The following is a 26,368-nucleotide window of genomic DNA, read 5'->3' on the forward strand; positions in this document are numbered from 1 at the left end:
ACGACGTGAATGAAACCTGGTCACGGGCTCACGGCCGCGAGGTGACAACCCCGGCGACCCGGGTAAGCGGGGGGCCGAGCTGGAAAGGGGTCGAGCATGCAGCTGTCCTTCCTGCGCCCGCTCTACGACCGTCCCGGGCCGTGGTGCTCGGTGTATCTGGACGCCTCCGCGGACACGGAGGACGCCCATCCCGCGTTGGATCTGCGCTGGCGTGCCCTGGAACGCAGCCTGGCCGAACAGGGGGCGGACGAGGCGAACATCGCCGCGCTGGACCGGGTGGTCCGAGGTCATGATCCGATGGTCGGGGACTACGGCCTGGCGCTCTTCGCCAGTCACGGCCAGGTGGTGCTGTCCGAGTACCTGTCCGCACCGCCACTGCGGGACCTGACCCACGTGGGGCCGCTGCCGCACGTGATGCCGCTGCTCGCCCAGCGCGGTGAGCAGGTGGCCTGGGTGCGTGTGATCGCCGACCGGCTCGGCGCCGACGCGATGGCGGTCAGCGCCGGCGGGGTGCCCCGGCGGGCGCACGTCGCCGGCCGGGACGAGTACCCGCTGCGACGGGCGAAGCCCGGCGGCTGGTCCCAGTCGCGCTACCAGCGGGCGGCCATGGAGGCGTGGCACCAGAACGCCGGCGATGTCACCGCGGCGACCGTGCAGCTGGCCGACCGGGTCGGCGCGGACGTGGTGGTGGTCGCCGGTGACGTCCGGGCCACCGGAATGATCGCCGCCCAGATGCCGGAGCGCTGGCAGGACCTGGTGGTCCGTACCGATGCCGGGTCACGGGCCGGCGGTGCCGACCAGACGATGCTGGACGACCTCACCGTGCAGACCATCGCGGAGATCGCCGACCAGCGGATCAGCGACGCGCTGGACAAGTTCGGCGTGCAGGAGGACGTGGGCGGCGGGCTTGACGCCGTCGTCTCGGCCCTGCAACGCAACCAGGTCGACATGATGCTCATCGTGGACGACCCGTCGGCCAACGGTGAGCTGTGGATCGGCGCGGAACCCACCGAGATCGCCGTCGACCCGGGACAGCTGGCCGCCATGTCGGTCGCCGACCCGAAGCGGGTACGCGCCGACGCGGCGCTGGTCCGAGCGCTCGTGGGCACCGACGCGGCACTGACGGTGCTCGGCGCCGACGAGGCGCCCGACCTCACCGACGGCGTCGGCGCGGTACTGCGCTACGTCGACCCCGGCACACCGGGGCGCGGCAATGGTTGACCGAACGGTTGCGGACGTCGTGGTGGAGCGGCTGCTGGCCTGGCGGGTGCCCCGCGCCTTCGGGTACCCGGGCGAGGCGATCGCTCCACTGGTCGACGCGCTGGACCGCACCGGCGGCGAGCCGGCGTTCATTCCGGCCCGGCACGAGGAGACCGCCTCGTTCATGGCCACCGGGCACGCCAAGTTCACCGGCGGCATCGGGGTCTGCCTCGCCACCCAGGGCCCCAGCGCCGTCCAGCTGCTCAACGGCCTCTACGACGCCAAGCTGGACAGCAAGCCGGTGGTGGCCATCGTCGGGGAGGACATCTCCGGGCCGCTCGGCGGCGCGCACCAGGAGATCGGGCTGAGCCGGCTCTTCGGGGACGTGTGCAACCAGTTCGTCCGGTACGGCCGCAACCCCGACGAGGTGGCGGCGCTGCTGGACCAGGCGTTCCGGACGGCGGCGGCGACCCGCAGCCCGACGTGCGTGGTGCTGCCCCGACAGTTGCAGGAGGCGCTGGTGCCCGACCTGCAGTCGTACGGCGCCGGGGTGATCACGGCGACCCCCGGCGAACCGCTGGCCCGGGTCCTGCCGCACGAGGTGGACCTGGACGCCGCCGCGCAGCTGCTCGGCGGCGGCCAGCGGACCGCGATCCTGGTGGGCCAGGGTGGTCGGGACGCGGCCGCCGAGATCATCGAGATCGCCGACCGGCTGGGCGCCGGCCTGGCCACCTCGCTGCTCGGCAAGCCGGTGCTCGACGAGCGGTTGCCGTTCCACACCGGGGTGCTCGGCGAGGTCGGCACCCCGGCGGCGGCCGAGCTGATGGGTGGTTGCGACACGCTGCTGATGGTCGGCACCAACGACCCGTGGACCGACTACTTCCCGATGCCCGAGCAGGCGCGCACGGTGCAGATCGACATCGACGGACGCCGGATCGGCACCCGCTACCCGGCCGACGTGCCGCTGGTCGGTGATGCCGCCGAGACGCTGCGGGCGCTGCTGAGCCGACTGCGCGGCCGGCCCGAACAGCAGTGGCGCGCCACGGTGGAGAGTTCGGTGGACCGCTGGCGGGAGGTCGCCGCCGAGCGGGCCGCCGCCGCCGCGGACCCGGTCAACCCGCAGCTCGTCCTGCAGGAGTTGTCCGCCCGGATGCCGGGCACCGGCGCTGTCGCCGTCGACGTCGGCTCGGTTCTCTACTGGTACGCCCGGCACCTCACCCTGCCGCCGGGGGTCAACGCGCAGCTGTGCGGAACCCTCGGTTCGATGGGCTGCGCGCTGCCGTACGCGGTGGCGGCCAAGCTCGCCGCGCCCGACCAGCCGGTGGTCGCGCTGGTGGGTGACGGGGCGATGCAGCTCAACGGGCTCGCCGAACTGATCACCGTCTCGCACCTGTGGCAGCAGTGGCGCGACCCGCGGCTGGTCGTGCTGGTGCTCAACAACCGGGATCACAACGGCATGGGTGGCGGGCGACAACCGTCGTCCGATCCGACCCACCGCCGCCCCGACGTGCCGTACGCCGGGTGGGCCCGGCTGCTGGGGCTGCACGGGGTGCGGGTGGACCGCCCGGAGCTGGTCGGCGCGGCCTGGGACGAGGCCCTCGCCGCGGACCGTCCCTGCGTACTGGAGGCGGTCGTCGACCCGGCGGTGTCGCTGGCACCGCCGGAACCCTCCTTCGCCGACCTGCGGGGCCTGTACGCCGAGGGCGCTCCGGCCCGGAAGGTCCGCGAGCAGGTGGAGGTCACCGCGAACGCCGACGACCTCGTTTAGCCACCCCGGACCAGGGCATGAGTAGCGGCCCGACGACGCTGGAGGTCCCATGTCCGAGCCCGCCGACCGCCGCTACGGTCCCGCGACCCTGCCGACGGCACGGGGTCCGCTCTCCGCGGCGGTCGTGGAGGCTCTGCGGCACCCACCGTACGACCTGCCGGCCGATCTCGGCGTCGACCTCCACCCGGCGGACCCGATCATCGACGAGGACCTGCAGCTGACGCTGTTCCTTTGCTACGAGCTGCACTACCGGGGCTGGCTCGGGGTGGACGAGTCGTGGGAGTGGCAGCCGACGCTGCTGGCGGTGCGTGCCCGCTGCGAACGGGTCTTCGAGGCGGCGCTGCGTCGGCTGGTCGGCGCGCCGTCGGTGCCCGCCGCCGGGGTGGCGGCCGGCCTGGCCGAGCTGGTCGCGGCCGACGACGGTCCGGCGCTGGCCGCGACGCTGCAACGCCGCGCCGACCTTACCCAGTTCCGCGAGTTCGTCGTCCACCGCTCCGTCTACCACCTGCGGGAGGCGGACCCGCACAGTTGGGCGCTGCCCCGCCTCGGCGGTCCGGCCAAGGCCGCGCTCGTGGAGATCCAGACCGACGAGTACGGCAACGGGCGGCTGGACCGGATGCACGCCGAGCTGTTCCGAAGCACCCTCGACCGGCTGGGCCTGGACACCGGTTACGGCGCCCACATCGACGTGGCGCCTGCGGTGACGTTGGCGACCAACAACCTGATGTCGCTGTTCGGACTGCACCGACGGTTGCGCGGCGCGCTGCTCGGGCACCTGGCCGCGTTCGAGATGACCTCCTCGCAGCCCAACCGCCGCTACGGCAACGGGTTGCGCCGACTCGGCTTCGACGAGGTGGCGACCCGCTTCTACGACGAGCACGTCGAGGCCGACGCGGTGCACGAGCAGATCGCCGCGCACGACATGTGCGGCGGCCTGGTCCGCGTCGAGCCGGCCCTCGCCTCGGATGTGCTCTTCGGCGCGGCGGCCGGGCTCGCGGTGGACCGGCTGTTCGCCGCGCACCTGCTGGACAGCTGGGTCGCCGGCCGTAGCTCACTGCGCGCACCCGCCCCGCCGGCCGTGCCGCCCAAGGTCTCGCTTGTCGTGCCGCCCGAGGTGGCCCCGCCCGCGCTCGTCTGATCCGAGGGGCTTGTCACGTCCGGGAAGCCGACGGGTGGATCACGCGCGGGCGGGTGGGGTCGGCGGGCTTAGACGACCGGCTGTTGGGTGGGGCGTGCCGTCCCGGGTCCGCCCTTTGCTCTGCACCCGCCCGCGCACCAGGCACGGTCCGTAACTGGCGCGTGGGCGGGTGCAGAGCAAAGGGGACCTGCCTGGGGTGTGGCCCCTCCTCGTCCTCCGCCCCGTGACCCGGCGCGACCCGGGGTCAGCCCTCCCGGGTGGAGCCCGCGCGGAAGTTGATCGCCTTGTGGGTGCCGTCGCAGAACGGCTTGAGCGCCGACTTGCCGCACCGGCACAACGCCACGGTGCCCCGCCGCGCGTCGATGCGATCGCCGTCCGGGGTGACCAACGCGAAGTCGCCGCGGACCAGCAACGGTCCGTCCTCGTACGGGGTGATCGTGGCGGCGGCTGGCTCGCTGGTGTCGTCGGTGCGCATGGCCCCGGAAGTGCCCGTCCTGCCCCTGGCGAAACCCGCGCCGCCGAACGCCGGTGATGACCGGCGCACCCCGCTGACCAGCGGAATGTGCCGCCGAGTGGGTGATGCCCCGTTTGAACCCCATCGGGACGGGAAGCCCGGCCGCGTGGTGAGCGAAAAAGGCAAGGTGGGGCCGGTGCACAAGGTGCACAAGGGGCTCACGGCCGATGGCGCCGGTCTCGCCGGCGACCGGGTCGTGGCCGCGGGCAGCTCCGCCCGGGTGCTGGTCGCCGCCACCGCCCGGGCACTGCGCGGGGTCGACTGCGCCGACCTCGGGCACACCGGGCCGACGTCGCGGTTCCCCGGCGCCCCCGAGCCGGTGCGCCGTGCCGCGGTCACCCGCGCCGCCGGCCGGGTCGCGCTCACCGTGGCCCAGGTCGACGAGGTGGACGCCGCAAGGGTGGCCCGCTGGTTCGTCGACCAGTACCCCCGTCGGCGTTACCCCGGGGTGCTGATCGGCTCTCCGCACGGCGCGGCCGCGCACCTCGCGGTGGCCCTCGGCGTGCCGTGGCTACCGGCGGGCTTCGAGATGACCGTGCACTGGTCCGACGGCGGGGTGGACCGCCCGGCGGACGCCGCGGAGCATGGCGCGGCACTCGCCACCCGGTTGCTCGCCGGCAACGCCGACCTGCACCTGCGCCAGGTGCACTGCCCGGCCAGCCGGGGCGCACTGACCGGGGTGACCGTGTCGCTGACCGCCGCGTGGAGGGCCCTACCGGCCGCGTACGCGCGGTTTCTGGCCGACCTGCTGCTGCCGGGTGCCCCCGTGCTGCTGGTCCGCGACGCGCGCACCTGGCCGGTGCTGGAGCGTGGACCGGGGCACAGCTTCCAGGTCGGCTGCCCGGGCAGTGGGCTGGACCCGGTGGACTTCCACCCGGACAGCCACGCGTTGCGGCAGGTTCTGCGCTCCGTCGGCGGCGACGCCACCCGGTGGGAGCCGCCGGAGGTGTCAGTGCCGTCGGCGTACGCCGAGCACGGCGTCGACTCGGGCTTCGAGTTGGCCGCGCGGGACTGGTCCACCCGGCACCAGCACCCGCTGCACCGGGTGTTGGTGCCCCGGCCGGCGGCGCTGAGCGCGGGCGTGGCCGACCTGTACCGGCGGTGGCTGCGACGCGCCGGCAAGACCGGTGACCGGTTGGTGGTGGAGTGCGGTCGACTGCTCGACCCGTGGCAGGTGGTGCGGGCGGGGCTGGTGCCGTACTGGTGTGAGAACGCCACCCGCCGCAGCGTCGACGAGGCCGAGTGGTGGCTCGCCGGCAGTGAGGCGTTCAGCTCGGTGGACGTGTTGCCCGAGCCGCCCGGGGTGCGCTCACCCGCGTTGGCCGGGCTGCCGCAGTGGCTGGCCGTGGCCGGGTTCGGCCGGCGGCGTCGGGCGCTGGACCGCACCACCGCCCGGGGTTACCCGGTCACCTCGGTGCCCACCCGCCGGGCCACCGAGGTGCTGCGCGCCCAGCCGTACGACCTGCCCGCGCCGCCCCCGCTGGGGGTCGCCGAGGCGTTGGCCGTGCTCCGCGACAGCGGCGGCCACCAGGGGTTGTTGGTCTCCTGAGACGGAGCACGCCGAAACATCCTCGCGAACCCGGGGTCCCGTGATTGAGTACCTACGGAGCGGGAACATCGCTGGCTGCGACGGCCTGATTGCGCTGCGTAGAGGCGGTGTCGCCCGCTGGCATCCCAGTCACTGACCCACTTTCCGGCCCGGTGCGTGGCTCGACCACGCGCACGACCGGTTTCCCGATCCGGGCGGGGGACCTTCCTGAGGGAGGCGCGGATGTTCGGACAGACGAGCACGACCACGACCACGACCCCACCACCACCCAACGATCGAGGTCTGGAGGATCTCGACGCGGCGGCGATGGCGTACGCGGCCCGGATCGCCGGGCTGCCGCCGGAGCGGCGGGGGGAGGCCCGGGACGACCTGGTGCGCTTCGCGCTGCCGTTCGCCGGTCGGCTGGCCCGCCGGTACCGGGGGCGGGGGGAGCCGCTGGAGGACCTGGAGCAGGTGGCCCGGCTGGGACTGGTCAACGCCGTCGACCGCTATGACCCGGAACGGGGCTCGTTCACCGCGTACGCCGCGATCACCATCGTGGGCGAGATCAAACGGCACTTCCGGGACCGTACCTGGGGTGTGCACGTGCCCCGTCGCCTGCGGGACCTGATCCTCGAGGTGGGCCAGGCCACCGCCGCGCTCACCAGCGAGCTGTCCCGGGCCCCGTCGGTGGCCGAGCTGTCCGCCCGGCTGGAGACCCCAGAGGAGGAGATCCTCGCCGCCCTGGAGTCGGCGGCCGGCTACAGCCCGGCCTCGCTGAACGCGCCGGTGGGTGGGGAGAGCTCCGCCGAGTTCGGAGACCTGGTCGGCGAGTCGGACAACGCGTTGGAGTCGGTCGACGACCGGGTGACGGTGAGCGGTCTGCTGCACCGACTGCCCTGGCGTGAGCGACGGATCCTCGCGATGCGCTTCTACGGCAACCAGACCCAGGCGGAGATCGCCGCCCGGTTCGGCATCTCGCAGATGCACGTGTCCCGGCTGCTGTCGCGGGCGCTCACCTGGCTGCGCCAGGCGATGCTCGCCGACGCGCCGCCGCCGTGGCAGAACGGCGCCGCCGAACCCGACCCGGGCAAGACCCGGATCTCGGTCAAGCAGAACGGCGACTCGGTGGTGGTCGAGGTCGGCGGCGAGATCGACCGCGACGGCGCGGACCAACTACGCCGGGCCATGTTGGAGGCGGTCACCGGCCAGCCCAGCGAGGTGGTCGTCGACCTGGTCGGCGCGGGTGGCTTCGACGCCGGTGGGATCGCCGCGCTGATGGCCGGTCGGGACGCGGCGGAGCGGACCGGCGTGCCGCTGCGGCTGACCCGGGTCCAGCCCGCGGTACGCCGCTCGCTCACCGCCGCCGGCCTGTCGCCGGCCCGGGACTGACCGCACCCGGACAAGCGAGGGGCCGACATCCCGCTGGGTGTCGGCCCCTCTGCGCGTACCCCTGGTCAGTGCTCTTCGGGGTTGCCGTCGCTGTGCGGGTGGCGCCAGCGCTCGTGCGGCTTCGGCGCGTCCTCGGCGTCCTGCGGCGGGTCGCTCTGCTCGAAGCTCGGCCGGCGCACGCCCTCGGGCTCCGGCACGTCCACCGGCCGGGCGCCGGAGCGCGGCGCCGGCTGGTAGTCGACCGCGTCGCGGGCGCCGTGCGCGCCCTCGGCGGACGGCGACTCCGGGGCGTGGTGTTCCATCCGGAACTCCTCGGCGAAGTGCTGTGGCGGCTTGGTGGTGCGCTGTGGCAGGTCGCGGCCCAGATCGGCGACGAGCGGGCCGTACTTGAGGTCGAAGGCGGGGCGCTCGGAGCGGATCCGGGGCATCCGGTCGAAGTTGCGCAGCGGCGGCGGGCAGGTGGTGGCCCATTCGAGGGAGTTGCCGAAGCCCCACGGGTCGTCCACCGTCACCATCGCCCCGTACCGCCAGGACTTCCAGGCGTTGTAGATGAAGAAGAGGGTGGACAGACCGAGGATGAACGCGAAGATGCTGGAGATCGTGTTCAGGGTGGTGAAGCCGTCGGTGGGCAGGTAGTCGGCGTACCGGCGCGGCATGCCCTCGCTGCCCAGCCAGTGGTGCACCAGGAAGGTGCCGTGGAAGCCGATGAACATGGTCCAGAAGTGCGCCTTGCCGAGCCGCTCGTCGAGCAGGCGCCCGGTCATCTTCGGCCACCAGAAGTAGTAGCCGGCGAACAGGGCGAAGACCACGGTGCCGAACACCACGTAGTGGAAGTGCGCCACCACGAAGTAGCTGTCGTGGGTGTGCCAGTCGACCGGCGGGCTGGCCAGCAGGACGCCGGTGAGGCCGCCGAGCAGGAAGGTGACCAGGAAGCCGATGGCGAACAGCATTGGCGTCTCGAAGGTGAGCTGGCCCTTCCACATGGTGCCGATCCAGTTGAAGAACTTCACACCGGTGGGCACCGCGATCAGGTAGCTCAGGATGCTGAAGAACGGCAGCAGCACCTGGCCGGTGGCGAACATGTGGTGCGCCCAGACCGTCATCGACAGCACCGTGATGGCGATGGTGGCCAGCACGATCCCGGTGTAGCCGAAGAGCGGCTTGCGGGAGAAGACCGGGATGATCTCGGTGATGATGCCGAAGAACGGCAACGCGATGATGTAGACCTCGGGATGGCCGAAGAACCAGAACAGGTGCTGCCAGAGCATCGGGCCGCCGGTGGCCGCGTCGTACACGTGCGCGTTGAGCAACCGGTCGGCCGAGAGCGCCAGCAGGGCGGCGGCCAGCAGCGGGAAGACGAGGATCACCAGCACGCTGGTGAACAGCATGTTCCAGGTGAAGATCGGCATCCGGAACATGGTCATGCCGGGCGCGCGCAGCGTGAGGATCGTGGTGATCAGGTTGACCGCGCCGAGGATGGTGCCGAGCCCGGAGACGACAAGGCCGAGCACCCACATGTTCGCGCCCACCCCGGGGCTGTTCTCGACGCTGCTGAGCGGGACGTAAGCGGTCCAGCCGAAGTCCGCCGAGCCGCCCGGGGCGAGGAACCCGCCGACCACCATGAGGCCGCCGAAGAGGTACAGCCAGTAGGCGAGCGCGTTGAGGCGGGGGAACGACACGTCCGGTGCGCCGATCTGGATCGGCACGATGTAGTTGGCGAACCCGAACGCCGCCGGCGTGGCGAACAGCAGCAGCATCACCGCGCCGTGCGAGGTGAAGAGCTGGTTGTACTGCTCGGAGGAGAGGAACTGCATCCCCGGGCGGGCCAGTTCGGCCCGGATCAGCATCGCCTCCAGGCCGGCCAGCAGGAAGAACCCGAAGGAGGTCAGCAGATACAGCAGGCCGATCTGCTTGTGGTCGGTCGTGGCGAGGAACTTGATCAGGGAGTTGCCGGGGACCGGCGTGCGTACCGCTCCCGGGAAGCCCCCGAAACGGGCCGGTGCCAGGATCGCCGGGCCCCGATCTCGACCGGGTTCTGTGGTTACCCGCTTGGGCATGGCTGCTCACCCCGTCGTGACGGCAGAAAGGACGGGCGTGCTCTACCCACCCTCGCACCATGTAACCAGCCAACGACGGTAATTTCGGGCAGATCGCCAGTACCGGCGCAAGCGCCTCGGACGGTCAGGTTGCCGGCAGCATCGCCCAGACGGCCTTGCCCTGCCCGGCTGGCACGCTGCCCCACCGCTGGGTCAGCTCCCGGACCAGCATCAACCCTCGCCCACCCTCGGCGTGCAGGTCCGTCCCGCCCGCACGGGCCTGGGCGCCGCTGCCGTCCACCACCGCCAGGTGCAGATACGGCCGCCGCAGGGTCACCGTCACCTGCATCGGCGTGCCGGCGTGGCGCACCACGTTGCCCACCAGTTCGCTGAGCACCAACGCGGCCGGGCCGGACGCGTCGGGCAGGTTCCACCGCGCGCACGCGTCGGTGACCAACTCCCGGGCCCGCCGGCAGGCCCCGGCCACCGGCTCCAGCCGGGCCCGCATCCGCAACGTGGACGTCGTGCCGGCCAACCGGGTCGCCTCCGCGCAGTCCGCGGAGACCGGGAGCACCCGGCACGTGGTCGACTCGGCCAGCCATCGTGCGGCGACCGGCGACGGGGAGCAGAGCAGCACCGGCACCGCCGGCCACTCCTCCGCCCGGCGGGCGGTCGCGGCGAACACGGACAGTGCCAACCTGTCCTCCACGCTCACCCCGGCCATGTCGACCACCAGCGCCTCCGGCTGGTCGACCAGCGCGTCGTTGAGCGCCCGGTGCACCGAGCGCATCGTGCCCAGGTGCAGGGGACCGGTGAGCCGGACGACCGCCACCGGTGCCGTGGTGCGCACCTCGCAGGTGATCCCGCTCGACATCGGCGCCTCAATTCGCTGCTGGGTCGGGATCTGCCAACTACCCTTGGCCGTTCCCGATCAAACCGGACCGACGACGGAGCGAGGCAGGTCACGCCCCGCAACCCCAGGTCAGGGACGGGTACGGCCGGTCGAGCAGAAGGTCGGCGGTCAGCGACGGGGCCGGCCGGTCAGGACGCCCAGTGCGATCATGCCGACGCCGAGCCCCAGGTGCAGCCAGTCGTCGGCGTCGTTGACCGGCAGCACGTTCGCCCCGGTGTCGTGGTCCACCGCCAGCCCGTACAACCAGAGCACCAGGTAGACCGCGCCGCCGCCGATCAGGAACGCTCGAGCGCCGGTGACCGTCCGGGCCAACAGCAGACCCACCACCCCGTACACCAGGTGCACCAGGTTGTGCAGCACCGACACCTGGAAGACGCCGAACAGGAACGCGCCCGAGTCGTGGCCGGCGAAGCGCAGCGCGTCCATGCCGGTGGTGATCCCCGGCACGAAGCCGAGCACACCGACCAGCAGGAACAGCACCCCCACCGTCGCCGCCGCGCGACGGACCGGCGGTTTGTTCTCGGCCGGGTTGGGTCGGGCCCGTGAGTGCGCCATCGGTCCGACCATTCCCGGCTCCTCGTCGCGCGGCGGGCATGAGCGCTGCCGGCTACCCGCTGGCGCGACCGGCAAACCGGCCGGCCCCGCCGTCGGTCAGGCCGGCAGCAACCTCGGCGCGCTCGCCGACTGCCGGACCCGCTCGTACAGCTCGACGTAACGCCGCGCCATCACCGCGGGCGTGAAGCGCTGCGCGGCCACCCGCCGGCACTCGTCGGGGTCGAGCAACTCGGCGGCGAGGACGAGGTCACCCAACTCCTCCTCGTCGGTGGTGAGCAGCCCGGTACGGCCGTGCTCGATCAGCTCCGGCAGGCAACCCCGGGCGGTGGCCACCACCGGCGTACCCAGGGCGAGCGACTCGACGACCGCAGTGCCGCCCGGCTCCTCCCACCGCAGCGGGAACAGCGACGCGCGGGCGCTGGCGAGCAGGTCGTCGCGCTCCTGGCCGGCCACCGTGCCGACCCAGCGGACCAGGTCACCGTCGACGTGCGGTGCCACCTCGTCGAGGAAGAACCGCACGTCCGGGTTCTGCCGGGCCTCGTCGCCGGCCGCGGCCAGGTCGGCCGGCCGATGGTACGGGCCGACAGGGCCGGCCAGCACCAGCGGAATACCGACCCGGTGCGCGAGCCGGGCACCCACGTCCTGCCCCTTGCCCGGGTTGATCCGGCCCAGGACGAGCAGGTGCTCGCCCTTGTCCGGTCGGGGCCGCCGGTCGGCGTCCACGGCGAGCGGCGTGGACAGGTGCACGTGCCCCACCGAGTGCTCCCGCAGCGCCAGCGGGGCGCGGGCCAGCTGCGACGCGGAGACGCCGTTGACCCGGACCCGGTCGCCGCCGTCCAGGCTGCCGTAGAGCGCCGGGTGCTTGGCCAGGTCCCAGTGCAGGGTGTGCAGGGTCGGCGGTCCGGCCGGCCCCATCGCGGCGAGGGTGGCCAGCCCGACCGCCTCGACGTGATCGTGCACCAGGTCGATGTCGTCGCGGGAGTGCAGCTCCCGGACCACCCCGGCCAGGTGCGCCTGGGCGATCCCGCAGACCTGGTTGTACGGCCGCTGCAACGCGGCGAACTGCCCGTCGGCGAAGACCGAGATCTGCTCGTCCACCGGCAGGGTGCTGCTGCCCACCGAGGCGAGCACCACCCGTACGCCGAGTCGCCGCAGCTCCGGCACCAGCGTGGCGATGACGTTCTCGATGCCGCCGTAACCGGGCGGTGGCACCGACAGCCACGGGCCGGCGTTCATCAGCACGGTGAGGCTCGTCGCGCTCACGCGGCGGCCACCCGGCGGCGGGGCACCCGGTGGCGCAGTTCGGCCAACGGCGGGCGCTCCTCGATGGAAACGTCGCTGACAACGATCTCGCGGTCCAGGTTCGGCAGGGTGTCCGAACCACCGCGCCGGAACTGGGTCAGCAACGCCTCCGGCGCAAACCCGGGGGTCGCCCAGCCGCGCCGTTGCAGCCGCGACCATGCGGTCAACATGATCTGCGCGGACATCCGACCCAGGGCGGCGGTGTCCTGGTGGCGGTGTTTGCGCTCACCGAGGTCGACCTGCGCCAGCGCGTCCAGGCCGACCAGGTCGAGCAGGTCGATCATCATGGCCGTCTCCACCCCGTACCCGGAGACGAACGGCACCTGGGCCAGCACGTCCCGGCGACCCGCGTACTCGCCGGCGAGCGGCTGCACGAAGCCGGCCAGCTCGGGCCAGAAGAGGTTGAGCAGCGGTCGGGCCATCAACTCGGTCACCCGGCCCCCGCCGTCCTGCTCCACGCTGGCGGTGCCCACCAGGGGCCGGTGGTAGAAGCCCTTCACGAAGTCGACTGACGGGTCGGTCAACAGCGGGCCGAGCAGCCCGCTCACGAAGTGCGGCCGGAACTCCCGCAGGTCGGCGTCGATGAACGCCACCACGTCTCCCTCGGCGGCGGCCAGCCCGGCCCAGAGCGCGTCGCCCTTGCCGGTGAGCCGGGGCAACCCCCGGGTCATCGCGTCCTGACTGACCACCTCCGCGCCCGCGGCGCGGGCCACCTGCGCGGTCCGGTCCGTCGAGCGGGAATCCACCACGATCAACTCGTCGACCAGGGCCACCCGATCCATCAGGTGCTCCCTGATGGTCGACACGATCGCGCCGACGGTGGCCTCCTCGTTGCGCGCCGGCAGCACCACGCTGACCCGGGTCTCACCCTTGGCGCGCATCAGCCGACGGGTCGGCCAGTCGGCCGCCGACGTAGTCCGGTACGTGGCCCACGCCTCCACCACCGGCGACACGCTCGATGTCATATCCCGCACGGGCACCCCTCCGTTCGTGCGTGGAAAAACCGAATTTGGTTGTTCCCATTCCTCATCACGCGCTAACCGCATTCTCGGCAACAGCTTGATCACAGCGGTGACGACAATTCGTTCCCGGGGGATGAACGTTTGATTGCGCACAGCTCAGGGGACTGCTCCCATCGCACATGAAACGTCTTCGAAGGGGTGTCGGGATGCGGAACTGCCGGGTGGGTCTGGTCGGAGCCGGCGGCGTGGCGCAGCGTCACGCGCGGGTGCTGGCCGGGTTCGACGACGTCGAGCTGGTCGGGGTCACCGACGTCGCGCCGGAGGCCGCGTCCGCGCTGGCCGCACAGCACGGCGGGCGGGCCTGCGCCGACGTCGCCGAGCTGCTGGCCACCGAGCCGGACGCCGTGTACGTCTGCGTGCCACCGTTCGCGCACGGCCCCGCCGAGGAGGCGGTGATCGAGGCCGGGCTGCCGATGTTCGTGGAGAAGCCCGTCGCTGTCGACCTGAGCACGGCCGAGCGGATCGCCGACCTGGTCGCGCGGCGCGGGCTGCGCACCGCCGTCGGCCACCACTGGCGCTACCTGAGCGTGCTCGACCAGGCCCGCGACCTACTCGCCGACCGTCCGGTGCGAATGGTCAGCGGCACCTGGCTGGACAAGGTGCCCCCGGTGGCGTGGTGGTCGCGGCGGGACCGCTCCGGCGGGCCGGTGGTCGAGCAGGCCGCCCACGTGCTCGACCTGATCCGCGTGCTGGCCGGCGAGGTCACCGAGGTCACCGCGTACGGCAACGGCACCCCACCGCCGGTCGACGGCGCCGACATCGACTCGGTGACCACCGCCGCGCTGCGCTTCGCCGACGGCGCGGTCGGCACGCTCAGCGCCGCCTGCGTCCTGGGCTGGAAGCACCGCGCCGGCCTGGAGATCCTCGCCGACGGGCTGGCCCTCGCGATCACCGAGGACGGGCTGTCGATCCGCGACGCCGACGGCGAACGACACGTCACCGCCGACCCGGAGGCCGCCCGGGTGGCTGTGGACCGCGCCTTCGTCGACGCCGTCCGCGGCATCGGCGACGACGTGCGCGTCCCGTACGCCGAGGCCCTCGCGACCCAGCGCCTGGCCCTCGCGGTGGCCGACTCGGCCCGTACCGGTGCCACGGTGCGGCTCACCACCGCGACCGCGCCGACGGCGCTCGCCACCGGGGTGACAGTCGATGCGTGACAAGGTCGTGGTGGTCACCGGCCCCGGCCGGGTCGACCTCGTCGAGCAGGACGCCGCCCCGCCGCGCCCCGGCACGTTCCGGGTCGAGACGCTGTTCAGCGGTGTCTCAGCCGGCACCGAGCTGAGCTACGTCAAGGGCACGAACCCCTATCTGAACGTCACCTGGAACGCCGACCTGGGCCTGTTCCAGCCGGGCGCGGCCAGCACGCCCTACCCGGTGACCCGACTCGGCTACATGCAGGTCGGCCGGGTGGTGGAGAGCGAGACCCCGGCCGTCGCGGTGGGCACGGTCGGCGCGATGACGTACGGGCACCGCACCGGCTGGCTGGCCGACCCGGTCGCCGAACGGTTCGTGGCGCTGCCCGACGACCTGGACCCGCTGCTCGGCGTGTACGTCGCGCACATGGGGCCGATCTGCGCCAACGGTCTGCTGCACGCCGCCGCCGACCTGCACGGCACCGACGTCCGTACGCTCGGCGACGGGGTACGCGGCCGACGGGTCGCCGTCGTCGGCGCCGGTGTCGTGGCGCTGCTGACGGCGTTGTTCGCCCGGCGCAACGGCGCAGCGTCGGTGGTGGTGCTCGACCCCACCCCGCACCGCCGCCAGGTCGCCGAGGCGCTCGGTCTGGAAACCCTCGACCCCGACGCTGACGACCCCGCGGTGGTGCTCAAGACCCGTTGGGCGCACACCGCCGGCGACCGGGGCGCCGACGTGGTGTTCCAGTGCCGGGGGCAGGCGTGGGCGCTGCACCTCGCCCTGCGGCTGCTGCGGCCCCAGGGCACCGTCATCGACCTCGCCTTCTACCAGGGCGGCGCGGACGCGGTCCGCCTCGGTGAGGAGTTCCACCACAACGGGCTGTCGCTGCGTTGCGCCCAGATCGGCCGGGTGCCGCGCGGGCTCGCGCCCACCTGGGACCGCGAACGGCTCTCCGCCGAGACCGTCGACCTGCTCAGGACGTACGGCGACGCGATCCGCAAGCACCTCGTCTCGGCGGTGGTGCCGTTCGACGAGGCGCCCGCCCTCCTCACCGACCTGGCCGACCGTCGCCGCCAGGAGCTTCAGGTGGTGCTCGCCGTCTGACCCGCCGTCGCCGCGTGCCGGGGGCGGCTACCGTTCGCGACATGAGCACCGTGCAGGACCGGCCGGTTCCCGGCGACACCTCGACCGACCGACCGGCCGGCGACAACCCCGCCGGCCGGTCGGTCGGCCTGTCCGCGTTGCTGCCGTACCTACGGGAGCACCGCGGCACCCTGGTGGTGGTGGGCGCGCTGTCGCTGATCGGCTCGGCGGCGTCGCTGGCGCAGCCGCTGCTCACCCGGTCGGTGCTCGAGCGGATCGGCGCCGAGCAGGGTGTGGCCCGGCTGGTGGCGGTGCTGGTGGCCCTCGTGGTGTTCGGCGCGGCGATCGGCGGGCTGCGTGACTACCTGCTGCAACGCACCGCCGAGGGAGTGGTGCTGGGCACCCGGCGTCGGCTCGCCGGCCACCTGCTGCGGCTGCCCATCGCCGAGTACGACCGCCGACGCACCGGCGACCTGCTCTCCCGGGTCGGCTCGGACACCACACTGCTGCGCGCGGTCGTCACCTCCGGCCTGTTCGAGACGGTCACCGGGGCGGTGACGGTGGTCGGCGCCGGCACGGCCATGGTGCTGCTCGACCCGCTGCTGTTCGGCGTCACCCTGCTCGGCGTGGCGCTGGGGTTGGTCTTCGCCGCCACCTTCGCCCGCCGGGTCCGGGCGCTGGCCCGGGTCGCCCAGGAGCGGATCGGCGAGATGACCTCGGCGGTGGAGCGGGCCATCTCGGCGGCCCGGACCATCCGGGCCAGCCGCGCCGAGACCCGGGAGACGGAGGCCGTCACCGGCAGCGCGCGGGAGGCGTACGCGGCGGGGCTGCGGGTGGCCCGGGTGCAGGCGTTGGTCGGCCCGATCGGCTCGGTCACCGTGCAGGGCGCGTTCCTGCTGGTGCTCGGGATCGGTGGGGCGCGGGTCGCCGCAGGGGCGATCTCCGTCGGCGACCTGGTCGCGTTCGTCATGTACCTGTTCCTGCTGGCGCTGCCGTTGGGTCAGGTGCTGCGGGCGTACACCCAGTTGCAGTCCGGCCTGGGCGCCCTCCAGCGGATCGAGGAGATCCTGTCCGTGCCCGCGGAGGGCGCTGACGACCGCCCGGCGTCCGCCGCCGCGACGGCGACCCCGCGCCGCCCGACCCCGATGATCGAGTTCGACCGGGTGGGCTTCGGTTACCCGGGCGGCGAGCCGGTGCTGCACGAGGTCAGCTTCGCGGTCCCCGCCGGCACCCGGACCGCCCTGGTCGGTCCCTCCGGCGCCGGCAAGTCCACACTGCTGGCCCTGGTCGAGCGCTTCTACGAGGTGAGCGCCGGCACGGTCCGCCTCGACGGCACCGACGTACGGGACCTCCCCCGCGACGCGCTGCGGGCCCGGCTCGGCTACGTCGAGCAGGAGGCTCCCGTGCTGGCCGGCACGCTGCGGGAGAACCTGCTGATCACCACCCCGGACGCCACCGACGACCGGTTGCGCGACGTCCTCGACGAGGTCAACCTGGGCCACCTGGCACGGCGCACCCCGCTGGGCCTCGACGTGCAGGTGGGCGAGGGCGGTGTGCTGCTCTCCGGAGGTGAACGGCAGCGCCTGGCCATCGCCCGCGCGCTGCTCGCCGGCCCGCCGGTGCTGCTGCTCGACGAGCCGACCAGCAACCTCGACTCCCGCAACGAGGTCGCGCTGCGCCGCGCCATCGACGCCGTCGCGGTGCGCCGGACCCTGTTGATCGTGGCGCACCGGCTCGCCACGGTGGTAGACGCCGACCAGATCGTCGTCCTCGACGGCGGCCGGGTGGTGGCCGTGGGCACCCACGCCGAACTGACCGCCACCGACCCGCTGTACCGGGAACTCGCCAGCCACCAGCTGCTGGTCGGCTGACCGCGGGCCAAGGAAGGCCAACTTGCCGGGCGGCCGGGCCGCGCGCGCCGCCCGGAATCGCGTACCGTTGCCGCTCATGGGTGTGTCGCAACGGTTCAAGAGCAAGTTCCGGCGGTTCCTCCAGCGCCCCGGCTCGACCGTGGATCTTGCTCCGCTGGAGAAACTGCTCCCGGCGATCGAGGCGCGCGAGGCTGAGCTCAGCGCGCTCGACGACGCCGAGCTGACCGCGGCCGCGGGTGCCGCCGCCGGTTACGAGGAGATCTGCGCCGTCGGCCGTGAGGCCGCCCGCCGTGGCCTCGACCAGCGGCCGTACGACGTGCAGCTGCTCGGCGCGATGTCGCTGCTCTCCGGCAAGGTCGCCGAGATGGCCACCGGTGAGGGCAAGACACTGACCGCCACTGTCGCCGCGTACGGGCACGTCCGGCTCGGCAACGGCCCGGTGCACGTGCTCACCATCAACGACTACCTGGCCCGCCGCGACGCCCAGTGGATGGAGCCGGTCTACACCCTGCTAGGCCTCACCGTCGGCTGGGTCAACGAGGCCTCCACCCCGCAGGAGCGGCGCGACGCGTACGCCTGCGACGTCACCTACGTCTCGGTCAGCGAGGCGGGCTTCGACTACCTGCGCGACCAGTTGGTCACCGACGTGGAAGACCGGGTGCAGCCCACGCTGACCACCGCCATCGTCGACGAGGCCGACTCGATCATGATCGACGAGGCCCGGGTGCCGATGGTCCTGGCCGGCGCGGTGCCGGGCGAGCAGGACCCGGTGCACGCCGCCGCCGCCCTGGTGCGTGGCCTGCGCAAGGACAAGCACTACACGGTCGCCGAGGACGGGCGCAGCGTGGCCTTCACCTCCGCCGGCCTGGCCGCCATCGAGGCCAAGCTCGGCATCGACCTGTACGACGAGGAGCAGGTCGCGCAGCTCTCCGCGGTCAACGTGGCGCTACACGCGCACGCCCTGCTGCACCGTGACGTGGATTACATCGTCCGGGACGGCTCCGTCGAGCTGGTCGACGAGATGCGCGGCCGGGTGGCCCAGCGCCGCCGCTGGCCGGACGGCCTCCAGGCCGCGGTCGAGGCCAAGGAGGGGCTGGACGCCACCGCCGAGGGCGAGGTGCTCGGCACCATCGCCATGCAGGCGTACATCGCGCTCTACCCGAAGGTCTGCGGGATGACCGCCACCGCGGTGCTGGTCGGCGACCAACTGCGGGAGTTCTTCGACCTCGAGGTCGCGGTGATCCCGCCGAACACCCCGTGCGTCCGCGAGGACGAGCCGGACCGCATCTACGCCACCCGGGCGGAGAAGGACGAGGCGCTGATCGACGAGATCCAGCGCTGGCACGCCAAGGGGCGGCCGGTGCTCGTCGGCACCCTGGACGTCAAGGAGTCCGAGGGGTTGGCCGCCGGGCTGAACGCCGCCGGGGTGCCCTGCGTCGTACTGAACGCCAAGAACGACGACGAAGAGGCCGCGATCATCGCCGAGGCCGGCGCGTACGGCGCGGTGACCGTCTCCACCCAGATGGCCGGCCGGGGCGTCGACATCCGCCTCGGCGGCAGCGACCAGACCGACCAGGAGCGGGTCGCCGAGCTGGGCGGGCTCTACGTGATCGGCAGCGGCCGGCACGACAGCCGGCGGGTCGACGACCAGCTGCGCGGTCGGGCCGGCAGGCAGGGCGACCCGGGCGGCTCGGTCTTCTTCGTCAGCCTGGAGGACGACCTCGTCGTCCGGCACGCCGCCGACTCGGTACCGGCCTCGCCGCGGATGAACGCCGACGGTCTGGTGACCGACGAGCAGGTCGACTACGCGGTGGAGCACGCCCAGCGGGTCGCCGAGGGCGTCAACCACGAGATCCACCGCAACACCTGGCGCTACAGCGTGGTGATCGAGCAGCAGCGCAAGGCCCTCGCCGCTCGCCGGGAGCGGCTGCTGACCAGCGACGTGGCCGCGGTGATGCTGCTGGAGAAGGAGCCCGAGAAGGCCGGCGAGATGGACGAGGACCTGCTCGCCCGCGCCGCCCGGTCGATCGCGCTCTACCACCTGGACCGGCTCTGGGCCGAGCACCTGGCCGAGCTGTCGGAGGTCCGCGAGGGCGTGCACCTGCGCGCGCTGGGCCGGCTCGACCCGCTGGACGAGTTCCACCGGGCCGCGGTGCCGGCGTTCAACGACCTGATCCCGGAGATCGAGGCCCGCACCATCGCCACGTTCACCGAGACCGAATTCGATGAGGACTGGCAGCCCGACGACGGCACCCTGGTCCGGCCCACCGCCACCTGGACGTACCTGGTGCACGACAACCCGTTCGGGTCCGAGCTCGACCGTCTGATCGCGTCGATCGGGCGGCGGCTCAGCGGCGCCTCGCGCTGACATACCGACCGTCGGGGCCCCGATCGCGCCTCCAAGCGCGACCGGGGCCCTGATTTACGCCGTTTCGACCCAGGTTTCCCAGGGTAGTAGGGCTGGTCGGTCGAGTCGGGAGAGAAGCAGACGATGACACAGGTGACGATGCGTGCCGGGCAGGCGCGAGACGGCACGGAGGCTGCGAACCGGTGAACCTCGACACGCGGGAACCGGTGGTGCACACCCTCGGCGTCCTGGAAGCAGCCGCACTGTTACGGGAGCTGACCGCCGGGCTGATCGCCCTGACCGACTTTGATGAGGCGCTGCTGGCCCTGGTCCGGGTCACCCGGGACGCCGTCGCCGGGGTCCGCTGGTGCGGGTTCACCGCCCTGCGGGCCGGCGAGCCGGCCGGGGCGGCCGCCTCCGACGAGGGGCTGGCCGGGCTGGACGACCTGCGACACGGGCCGGACACACCGGCGATGAGCGCGATCCACCGCCGCGAGATGATCCTCGCCGCCGACCTGACCGGTGAGCCCCGCTGGCCGGCCTGGACGACGCACGCCCGCGACCTCGGCGTACGCGGGGTGATCTCCGCACCGGTCGACATCGACGACCAGGTCATCGGGGCGATCAACCTGTACGCCGCCGCGCCGGACCTGCTGACCCCGCAACACCAGTTGACCGCCATGCTGCTCGCCGAACACGCCGGCCTGCTGCTCGCCGCCGTCCGGGACCGCAACCGGCAGCTCACCCTCGCCGGTGAGCGGGACGCCTCACTCCTGCACGACGGGGTGGTGGGCCAGGCTGTCGGCGTGATCATGACGCAGCGCGGGTGCCCGCCGGCCGAGGCCCTCGACGTGCTGCGCACCGCCGCCTCGTCGCTGGACATCCCGCTGCGCGAGGTGGCCGAGCGCCTGGTCCGGACGGTCTCCCGCCAACGCGACAACTGACCCCGGCCGCTCGGGCCGGGTGCGCCGATCATCCGTCGGCCTGGCCGTCCGGCCTCGGTGGGCGCGGCCACGGTGCCCGTTCTCCCTGTCGGCGGCGAGTCGGGCGGCATCGTTTCGCCTCGACCGGCCCCGGGTAGCACTCTGGTCAGGTGAGCTGCGCCGACCCGGGGGAGGACCGATGCAGAGCCGGCTGCGGGTGCAGGGGCACCCGATCCAACCGATGCTGGTGACGTTCCCGCTCGGGCTCTTCGTCAGCGCCACCGTCTTCGACCTCACCGATGTGATCGGCGGGCCCGCGTTCCTCGGAGAGGTCGGCTACTGGACCGGCGTCGCCGCCCTCGTCGCCGCCGCGCTGACCGCCGTGGCCGGGATGGTCGACCTGTGGGACGTGCCGGGCGACCGTACCCGCCGTACCGCCGTCGCCTTCAACCTGGTGAACGCGGTGATGGCCGCCATGTTCCTGCTCACCTGCCTGGTCCGGTCGCACTCCCCGCAGCGCGGCGCGTCGGTCGCGATCCTGGTCACCGAACTGGTCGCGCTGGCCGTCGGTGGGGTTGGCGTGCACCTGGGCGCCCGGCTGATGCGTCAGTTCGACAGCGGCCGCGCCGAGTCCGGCGGCCTGGACGCGCTGGCCGGCTCCACCGGCGAGATCGCCCGCCCCTGACCCGATCCGGGGGCCGGGCTCGCCTCTGACCCGACCTGCCCGCTGCCCGACCTGCCCGCTGCCCGACCTGCCCGCCCCGACGGACCCGCCGGGCGGGCTCGCTCGACCCGCGAGCCGGGCGCTCGGCCGGCCGGCGGGGCTGGTGCGCGGGGCTGGTGCGCGGGGCTGGTGCGCGGGGCTGGTGCGCGGGGCCGTCACCCGTGCGACTGGTCGGTCTACCATCCCCGAATGACCTCCTCTCCGGACACGCTCCCGAAGATCGGCGCGCCCGCCACCCGGGCCCTGCACGGCGCCGGCTACACCGCGCTGCGCCAGCTCGCGGGCGTTCCTCGGACGGACCTGGCCGAGCTGCACGGCATGGGCCCGAAGGCGCTCGGGATCCTCCAGGCCGCCCTCGAGGAGCACGGGCTCAGCCTCGGCTGAGGTCCACCGGGGACACCCCGGGCGCGCGGCGGCAAATGGGTTGCCGGCCCGGTGAGCGGCCGCGAGGCTGACCGCCATGACCGCTGAGCGTGACGCCGAGGACTTGATCGCGGAGGCCGCCGCCGCGCCCGTCGATGGTTGGGGCTTCGGCTGGCTGGCCGGCCGGGCCACCGAGGAGCGTCCACCCTGGGGGTACGCCCGGCTGGTCGCCGACCGGATGGCGCGGGCCGACGCGGCGCTGGACGTGGACACCGGCGGCGGGGAGGTACTCGCCGAGGTGCCGCGTGTGCCGAAGCTGCTGACGGCGACCGAGGCGTGGCCGCCGAACGTGGAGGTTGCCCGACGGATCCTGCGTCGGGTCGGCGCGTCGGTGGTCGCTGTCGCGTCGGACGGGCCGCTGCCGTTTCGCGACGCCTCGTTCGACCTGGTGGTGAGCAGGCATCCGGTGCGAACCGACTGGCTTCAGACCGCGCGGGTGCTGCGGCCGGGCGGGACGTTCCTGTCGCAGCAGATCGGGGCCGGCACCATGCGGGAGCTGAGTGAGGCGATCCTCGGGCCGTTGCCGCCGCCGACCCAGCGGCACCCCGAGCACGCGGTCGCCGCCGCCGAGGCCGCCGGCCTGCGGGTGGTCGACCTGCGTCGGGCCACGCTGCGGGCGACCTTCGCCGACATCGGCGCGGTGGTCTGGTTCCTGCGCAAGGTGATCTGGACGGTGCCCGGGTTCACTGTCGACCGCTACCGCGCACCTCTGCGCGACCTCCACCACCGCATCGCCAACGAGGGCCCCTTCGTCGCCCACGCCCAACGCTTCCTCATCGAAGCCACCCGCCCCTGACGGCCCCCCGCCCCGTCGATCTTGCACTTTCGGTGCCCGCGAAAGCCGCCTATCAGGGCAACTCGACCGCCGAAGCTGCAAGATCGGCGAGGGCAGGGCAGGGCGACGGACGCGGGGTTAGTGGGAGTGGGTTTGGTGGTGGGTTGCCAGGACGTCGGCGCCGAAGTCGCTCGCCGGGCGGCGCAGCACTGTGTGCGCGTGGTTGCCGTCCGCGGTGGTGTTGTCGTACTCGATCAGCAGGTCGTCGCCCTGCACCCGGTAGTAGTGCCGCCGCCCGGGGTGGGTGGGGCCGGCCCAGGCGAAGTGCAGTGGGCCGGCGGCCAGTCGGGTCGCCTCCCGGATGGCCAGTTCGGGCGGTAGCCGGTCGAGGTAGAGGGCGACCACCTGGTCGAGCAGCGCGCGGCCGGTCGGTCCCAGCCGCTCCGCCGGTACGCCGAGGGGCTCCAGCGGCGCGTCGACCCGCCCACGGGTGGCGCTGATGATGTCCGCGGGCGCCTCGTCGGCGATGATCGCGGCGGCCCGCTCGGCGGGGCCCAGCGCGTCGAGCAGGGCACGGGCCAGGTCCTCTTCGACACCGAGTGGGCGGGAGACCGGACGGCCGGCGTAGCGGACCGCGGCCGGGTTGGCGCCGAAGAAGATCGGCGCGGGGGAGACCTGACCGTCCACCACTGTCATGTTCACCGACAGGTGGTGTCCTTCGAGTCGCCACGCCCAACTGTCGTCGCGGGCCGGGTCACCGAACACGGCCACCCAGTAGTCGGCGCTGTGCCGCCCGCGTTGCCAGCCCTCGGCCCGGTCCAGCACCTCCTCCAGCGAGATGATCGCCATCGCCTGTGCGTACGCCGAGGGGCTGAGCGCGGTGGCCAGCAGCCGGTGGGCGGCCTTGCGGGCGGTGACGTCGAGCTCGGCGAGGCAGACGCCCGGTCGGGGTCGGGGCCGGTATTCCAGCCAGCGCCGGGCCGCCTCGTCGTCGAACGAGTGCACGGCGCTCTCGCGGGCGGCGGGGTCGAGCGCGGTCAGCAGTGCGGTCGCGGCGGCCCGCATCTGCTCCGGCAGAGGATCTTCCACCGCCCCTGTATACCGGCCCGGCCGTGCCGGTGTCAGCCGACGCGCAGCAGCTCTGTCATCTCCGGCAGGTCGAAGAAGCGCGCGGTCTCGACGGCGGACGGGTTGCCGTGTGCCGGATCCGCGCCGGCGGCGAGGAGCGCGCGGACCGCTTCGGTGCTGCTGCGGAAGACCGCTGCGGCCAACGCGGTCTGACCTCGGTCGTTGGCCCGGGTGTGGTCGGCGCCGCGGGTGAGCAGGGCGGCCACCGTGTCCGGGTGGGCGTGGTACGCGGCCAGGATGAGCAGCGTGTCGCCCTTGTCGTTGGTGAGGTTGACCGGCAGGCCGGCGTCGATCTGCGCCGCCAGCTCGTCGGTGGCGCCGGCCCGGGCCAGGTCGAACATCCGGTGCGCGAACGCCAGCGTCTCGGCGTCGAGGTTCTCGGTCACCGGTCCAGGTTATCCACACCGGTCCTGATAGGTTGCTCGGCCGGCGCGCTGGGGAGGGGTCCGATGGGTGAGACGGTGTACGTGGGCAACGCGGGCGTCGACGGCGCCACCAACGCTGGTTGGTTGCTCGGGCACTTCGCGTTGCCGGGGGAGATCCGGCACAGCACCGACGTCGAGGTGAAGTGGGGTGTGCATCCGCCCGGGCAGGCCCGGTCGCGGTGGGCGACCGGCGAGGTGCGCACCACTCTGCTCGTACTCGTCGAGGGGTGTTTCCGGGTGGAGTTGCCGGACCGGACGGTACGGCTGGCCGCGCCCGGCGACTACGTGGTGTGGGCCCGTGGGGTCGACCATTCCTGGTTCGCCGAGCGCGCGTCGGTGGTGTTGACAGTGCGCTGGCCCTCGTTGCCGGGCTACCGCGCGGATCCGCCGGTGCTGCGCTGATTCACCCGAGCGGCTGACCGGCGTCCCACCAGGCGGAATTACCTACTAAACCTATAGGCTTTGCCGTCTAGAGTACGAGAGCACCCCGCCGAACGACCCGCGAGGAACCGCCATGACGCACCACCGTCCGGAGCCCGACCTGCTCACCGTTGCCGCCGGATGGGCCGACCCGGCCGGCTGGCCGGTCGCGCTGCGGTTCGACCCCGCCGAGCGCTGGTACGCCCGCCTCGCCGTCAGCGACGAGCACGAGGTGTGGGCGCTGAGCTGGCTGCCCGGACAGGGCACCGACCTGCACGACCACGGCGGCTCCTCCGGGGCGTTCCGGGTGGTCGGCGGCGTGCTCACCGAGGAGACGGTCAGCGCCGGCCGACTACGCCCCCGACTGCTGCCGGCCGGCGCGGGCCGCCGCTTCGGCCCCCGGCACGTGCACCAGGTGACCAACCGAGGCGTCGATCCGGCGGTCAGCGTGCACGTCTACCGGCCGGCGCTGCTGCGGATGACCCGCTATCGCCTCCTCGACGGGCGGCTGCGGGTCGCCGAGGTCGCCGAGGCGGGCCGGTCCTGGTAGCCGCGCGCACCGAGAACCCCCTTGTCACCGGAAGGAACCCGAGAATGCAGACAACCGCCGAGCACTGTCCCGCCCCCGTGCCGCCACCGGGCTCCCGGGGCATCGACGAGATCCTGGCCGCCGCGCGGGCCCGGCTGCGCCGGCTGGCGCCGGAGCGGGCGCACCTGGCGTACCGGAACGGAGCGCTGCTTGTCGACATCCGCCCGGCCGCGCAGCGGGCCGCACACGGCGTGGTGCCGGGCTCGCTCGTCGTCGAACGCAACGTGCTGGAGTGGCGCTTCGACCCCCGCTGCGCGGCCCGGCTGCCGCAGGCCGTCGACTACGACGTGCCGCTGGTGATCCTCTGTCAGGAGGGCTACACCTCGTCGCTGGCCGCCGCCGCTCTGCAGGACGTCGGCCTGCACCGGGCCACCGATGTGGTCGGTGGGTTCGCGGCCTGGCGGATCGCCGGCCTGCCGGCCCTCGGCCCGACCCCACTGCACCACCCCTCTCCCCTCGCGTCCCCGGTCAACGCCGGCTGGGCGCGCCGCTGACCGTCACGCCACACCCGGCGTGGCGCGCGTACCGCCACTCAGGAGGCACCATGTCCGTCGTCGCCATCCCCACGCGCCGCCACCCCGGCGTGCGCCCACCGGCCCGTCCGCGCACCAGCCCGACCCTGACCATCACCCTCGACCTCGTCCCCGGGCCGCTGAGCCCCCGGCTGGCCCGGCTGGTGCAGCTGCTCGCCGAGCTGGCCGAGTCGGGGGAGGGCCAACTGCGTGCCGTGGAGGAGCCCGCGTCGGGGCCGCGACCGGCCCCGCGGCCCGCCGCACCGGACCACGTCCGCATCCTGGCCGGCTCGCGGATGGTCCGCCAGGGCGACCGGGTCATCGCGCTGACCCGCATCGAGTACGAGCTGCTGCTGTTTCTGGCCGAGCGGCCCCGCCGGGTCTTCACCCGCCTGCAACTGCTCTCCAGCGTGTGGGGCTACGAGCACGCGGTGGCCCGGACGGTGGACGTGCACGTCCGCCGGCTGCGCGCCAAGCTGGCCGGCTCGGAGGTCGTCACCACCGTCTACGGCGTCGGCTACCGGCTGGCCGACGGGGCGCTGATCAGCGTGGATCACAGCAGCTGAGCCCTGGTCCGGCGGCGATGTGACCGCCTGGTGAACCGGTCGGGGACCCCCGTAACGGGGCATCTCGACGACTCTGCTGT

General features: G+C 73.3%; 25 protein-coding genes. 17 read left to right on the forward strand and 8 right to left on the reverse strand.

Translation table 11 applies throughout. The features are described from left to right. Nucleotides 1-96: 96 nt before the first annotated feature. The 3 genes from PSH03_RS16845 to PSH03_RS16855 are packed head-to-tail and all read left to right on the forward strand — an operon-like array spanning nt 97 to nt 4,106. Nucleotides 97-1,221, forward strand: a complete 1,125-nt coding sequence (locus tag PSH03_RS16845; protein ID WP_238689708.1) for a baeRF2 domain-containing protein — start codon at nt 97-99, stop codon at nt 1,219-1,221. After that, complete coding sequence (locus PSH03_RS16850) at nt 1,214-2,968, forward strand: thiamine pyrophosphate-binding protein (protein ID WP_238689709.1); 1,755 nt, start codon at nt 1,214-1,216, stop codon at nt 2,966-2,968. The genes PSH03_RS16845 and PSH03_RS16850 overlap by 8 nt, the downstream gene beginning before the upstream one ends. A gap of 49 nt (nt 2,969-3,017) precedes the next feature. Further along, nucleotides 3,018-4,106, forward strand: a complete 1,089-nt coding sequence (locus tag PSH03_RS16855; protein WP_238689710.1) for an iron-containing redox enzyme family protein — start codon at nt 3,018-3,020, stop codon at nt 4,104-4,106. 244 nt (nt 4,107-4,350) lie between these two features. On the opposite strand, the gene PSH03_RS16860 is transcribed toward PSH03_RS16855, so the two are convergent. Further along, nucleotides 4,351-4,581, reverse strand: a complete 231-nt coding sequence (locus PSH03_RS16860) for a CDGSH iron-sulfur domain-containing protein (RefSeq protein WP_210784331.1) — start codon at nt 4,579-4,581, stop codon at nt 4,351-4,353. A gap of 145 nt (nt 4,582-4,726) precedes the next feature. Between PSH03_RS16860 and PSH03_RS16865 the strand changes: the two genes are divergently transcribed. Continuing rightward, complete coding sequence (locus PSH03_RS16865; RefSeq protein WP_238689711.1) at nt 4,727-6,169, forward strand: hypothetical protein; 1,443 nt, start codon at nt 4,727-4,729, stop codon at nt 6,167-6,169. Between the two features lie 222 nt (nt 6,170-6,391). Beyond that, a complete protein-coding gene (locus PSH03_RS16870; protein WP_210784335.1) occupies nt 6,392-7,540 on the forward strand; it encodes a SigB/SigF/SigG family RNA polymerase sigma factor in 1,149 nt (382 codons plus the stop codon). A 65-nt stretch (nt 7,541-7,605) separates the two neighbouring features. Here the strand turns inward: PSH03_RS16870 and ctaD are convergent, their stop codons facing one another. From ctaD to PSH03_RS16895, 5 genes are all read right to left on the reverse strand, one after another. After that, a complete protein-coding gene (ctaD, locus tag PSH03_RS16875) occupies nt 7,606-9,597 on the reverse strand; it encodes an aa3-type cytochrome oxidase subunit I (RefSeq protein WP_238689712.1) in 1,992 nt (663 codons plus the stop codon). Between the two features lie 124 nt (nt 9,598-9,721). After that, complete coding sequence (locus tag PSH03_RS16880; protein ID WP_210784338.1) at nt 9,722-10,450, reverse strand: ATP-binding protein; 729 nt, start codon at nt 10,448-10,450, stop codon at nt 9,722-9,724. 147 nt (nt 10,451-10,597) lie between these two features. After that, on the reverse strand, nt 10,598-11,056 hold the full coding sequence (locus PSH03_RS16885; protein ID WP_372494776.1) for a DUF4383 domain-containing protein: 459 nt from the start codon (nt 11,054-11,056) through the stop codon (nt 10,598-10,600). Nucleotides 11,057-11,140: 84 nt separating this feature from the next. After that, nucleotides 11,141-12,280, reverse strand: a complete 1,140-nt coding sequence (locus PSH03_RS16890) for a glycosyltransferase (RefSeq protein ID WP_210784350.1) — start codon at nt 12,278-12,280, stop codon at nt 11,141-11,143. Between the two features lie 23 nt (nt 12,281-12,303). Further along, the gene (locus PSH03_RS16895) at nt 12,304-13,311 is read right to left on the reverse strand and encodes a glucosyl-3-phosphoglycerate synthase (protein WP_210784351.1); all 1,008 of its coding nucleotides are present in this window, start codon (nt 13,309-13,311) and stop codon (nt 12,304-12,306) included. Nucleotides 13,312-13,514: 203 nt separating this feature from the next. On the opposite strand from PSH03_RS16895, the gene PSH03_RS16900 reads away from it, so the two are divergent. From PSH03_RS16900 to PSH03_RS16935, 8 genes are all read left to right on the forward strand, one after another. Then, a complete protein-coding gene (locus tag PSH03_RS16900) occupies nt 13,515-14,525 on the forward strand; it encodes a Gfo/Idh/MocA family protein (RefSeq protein WP_210784339.1) in 1,011 nt (336 codons plus the stop codon). After that, on the forward strand, nt 14,518-15,606 hold the full coding sequence (locus PSH03_RS16905; protein ID WP_210784340.1) for a zinc-dependent alcohol dehydrogenase: 1,089 nt from the start codon (nt 14,518-14,520) through the stop codon (nt 15,604-15,606). Before PSH03_RS16900 ends, PSH03_RS16905 begins: the two co-directional genes overlap by 8 nt. A 41-nt stretch (nt 15,607-15,647) precedes the next feature. Then, a complete protein-coding gene (locus tag PSH03_RS16910) occupies nt 15,648-17,456 on the forward strand; it encodes an ABC transporter ATP-binding protein (protein WP_238689714.1) in 1,809 nt (602 codons plus the stop codon). A 76-nt stretch (nt 17,457-17,532) separates the two neighbouring features. Next, nucleotides 17,533-19,824: an accessory Sec system translocase SecA2 gene (gene secA2 / locus PSH03_RS16915; RefSeq protein ID WP_238689715.1), complete on the forward strand. Its 2,292-nt coding sequence runs from the start codon at nt 17,533-17,535 to the stop codon at nt 19,822-19,824. A gap of 182 nt (nt 19,825-20,006) precedes the next feature. Further along, entirely contained in the window at nt 20,007-20,747 is a 741-nt protein-coding gene (locus PSH03_RS16920; RefSeq protein WP_210784342.1) for a GAF and ANTAR domain-containing protein, read from the forward strand. Nucleotides 20,748-20,925: 178 nt separating this feature from the next. Further along, nucleotides 20,926-21,411 (forward strand): DUF2231 domain-containing protein, encoded by a 486-nt coding sequence (locus PSH03_RS16925; RefSeq protein ID WP_112587466.1) that lies wholly within the window; start codon nt 20,926-20,928, stop codon nt 21,409-21,411. Nucleotides 21,412-21,639: 228 nt separating this feature from the next. Then, on the forward strand, nt 21,640-21,834 hold the full coding sequence (locus PSH03_RS16930) for a helix-hairpin-helix domain-containing protein (protein ID WP_238689716.1): 195 nt from the start codon (nt 21,640-21,642) through the stop codon (nt 21,832-21,834). 76 nt (nt 21,835-21,910) lie between these two features. Further along, entirely contained in the window at nt 21,911-22,669 is a 759-nt protein-coding gene (locus PSH03_RS16935; protein WP_238689717.1) for a class I SAM-dependent methyltransferase, read from the forward strand. 117 nt (nt 22,670-22,786) lie between these two features. Here PSH03_RS16935 and PSH03_RS16940 read toward each other — a convergent pair whose 3' ends face one another. Together PSH03_RS16940 and PSH03_RS16945 are read right to left on the reverse strand one after the other, a co-directional pair. Beyond that, nucleotides 22,787-23,737, reverse strand: coding sequence for a DUF3500 domain-containing protein (locus PSH03_RS16940; RefSeq protein WP_238689718.1), 951 nt, complete (start codon nt 23,735-23,737; stop codon nt 22,787-22,789). Nucleotides 23,738-23,769: 32 nt separating this feature from the next. Then, nucleotides 23,770-24,117 (reverse strand): ankyrin repeat domain-containing protein, encoded by a 348-nt coding sequence (locus PSH03_RS16945; RefSeq protein ID WP_247670440.1) that lies wholly within the window; start codon nt 24,115-24,117, stop codon nt 23,770-23,772. A 108-nt stretch (nt 24,118-24,225) separates the two neighbouring features. On the opposite strand from PSH03_RS16945, the gene PSH03_RS16950 reads away from it, so the two are divergent. The 4 genes from PSH03_RS16950 (at nt 24,226) to PSH03_RS32675 (ending at nt 26,288) form a co-directional block, all read left to right on the forward strand. Then, on the forward strand, nt 24,226-24,603 hold the full coding sequence (locus PSH03_RS16950) for a signal peptidase I (RefSeq protein WP_210787538.1): 378 nt from the start codon (nt 24,226-24,228) through the stop codon (nt 24,601-24,603). 112 nt (nt 24,604-24,715) lie between these two features. After that, nucleotides 24,716-25,171 carry a cysteine dioxygenase gene (locus PSH03_RS16955; RefSeq protein ID WP_238689719.1) on the forward strand — a complete coding sequence of 152 codons (456 nt, stop codon included), beginning with the start codon at nt 24,716-24,718 and terminating at the stop codon, nt 25,169-25,171. A gap of 44 nt (nt 25,172-25,215) precedes the next feature. Next, nucleotides 25,216-25,704: a rhodanese-like domain-containing protein gene (locus PSH03_RS16960; protein WP_238689720.1), complete on the forward strand. Its 489-nt coding sequence runs from the start codon at nt 25,216-25,218 to the stop codon at nt 25,702-25,704. A gap of 50 nt (nt 25,705-25,754) precedes the next feature. Beyond that, a complete protein-coding gene (locus PSH03_RS32675) occupies nt 25,755-26,288 on the forward strand; it encodes a winged helix-turn-helix domain-containing protein (RefSeq protein ID WP_305076086.1) in 534 nt (177 codons plus the stop codon). Nucleotides 26,289-26,368: the final 80 nt, after the last annotated feature.

The organism is Micromonospora salmantinae (assembly GCF_022230905.1).
GTDB classification, from domain to species: Bacteria; Actinomycetota; Actinomycetes; order Mycobacteriales; family Micromonosporaceae; genus Micromonospora; species Micromonospora salmantinae.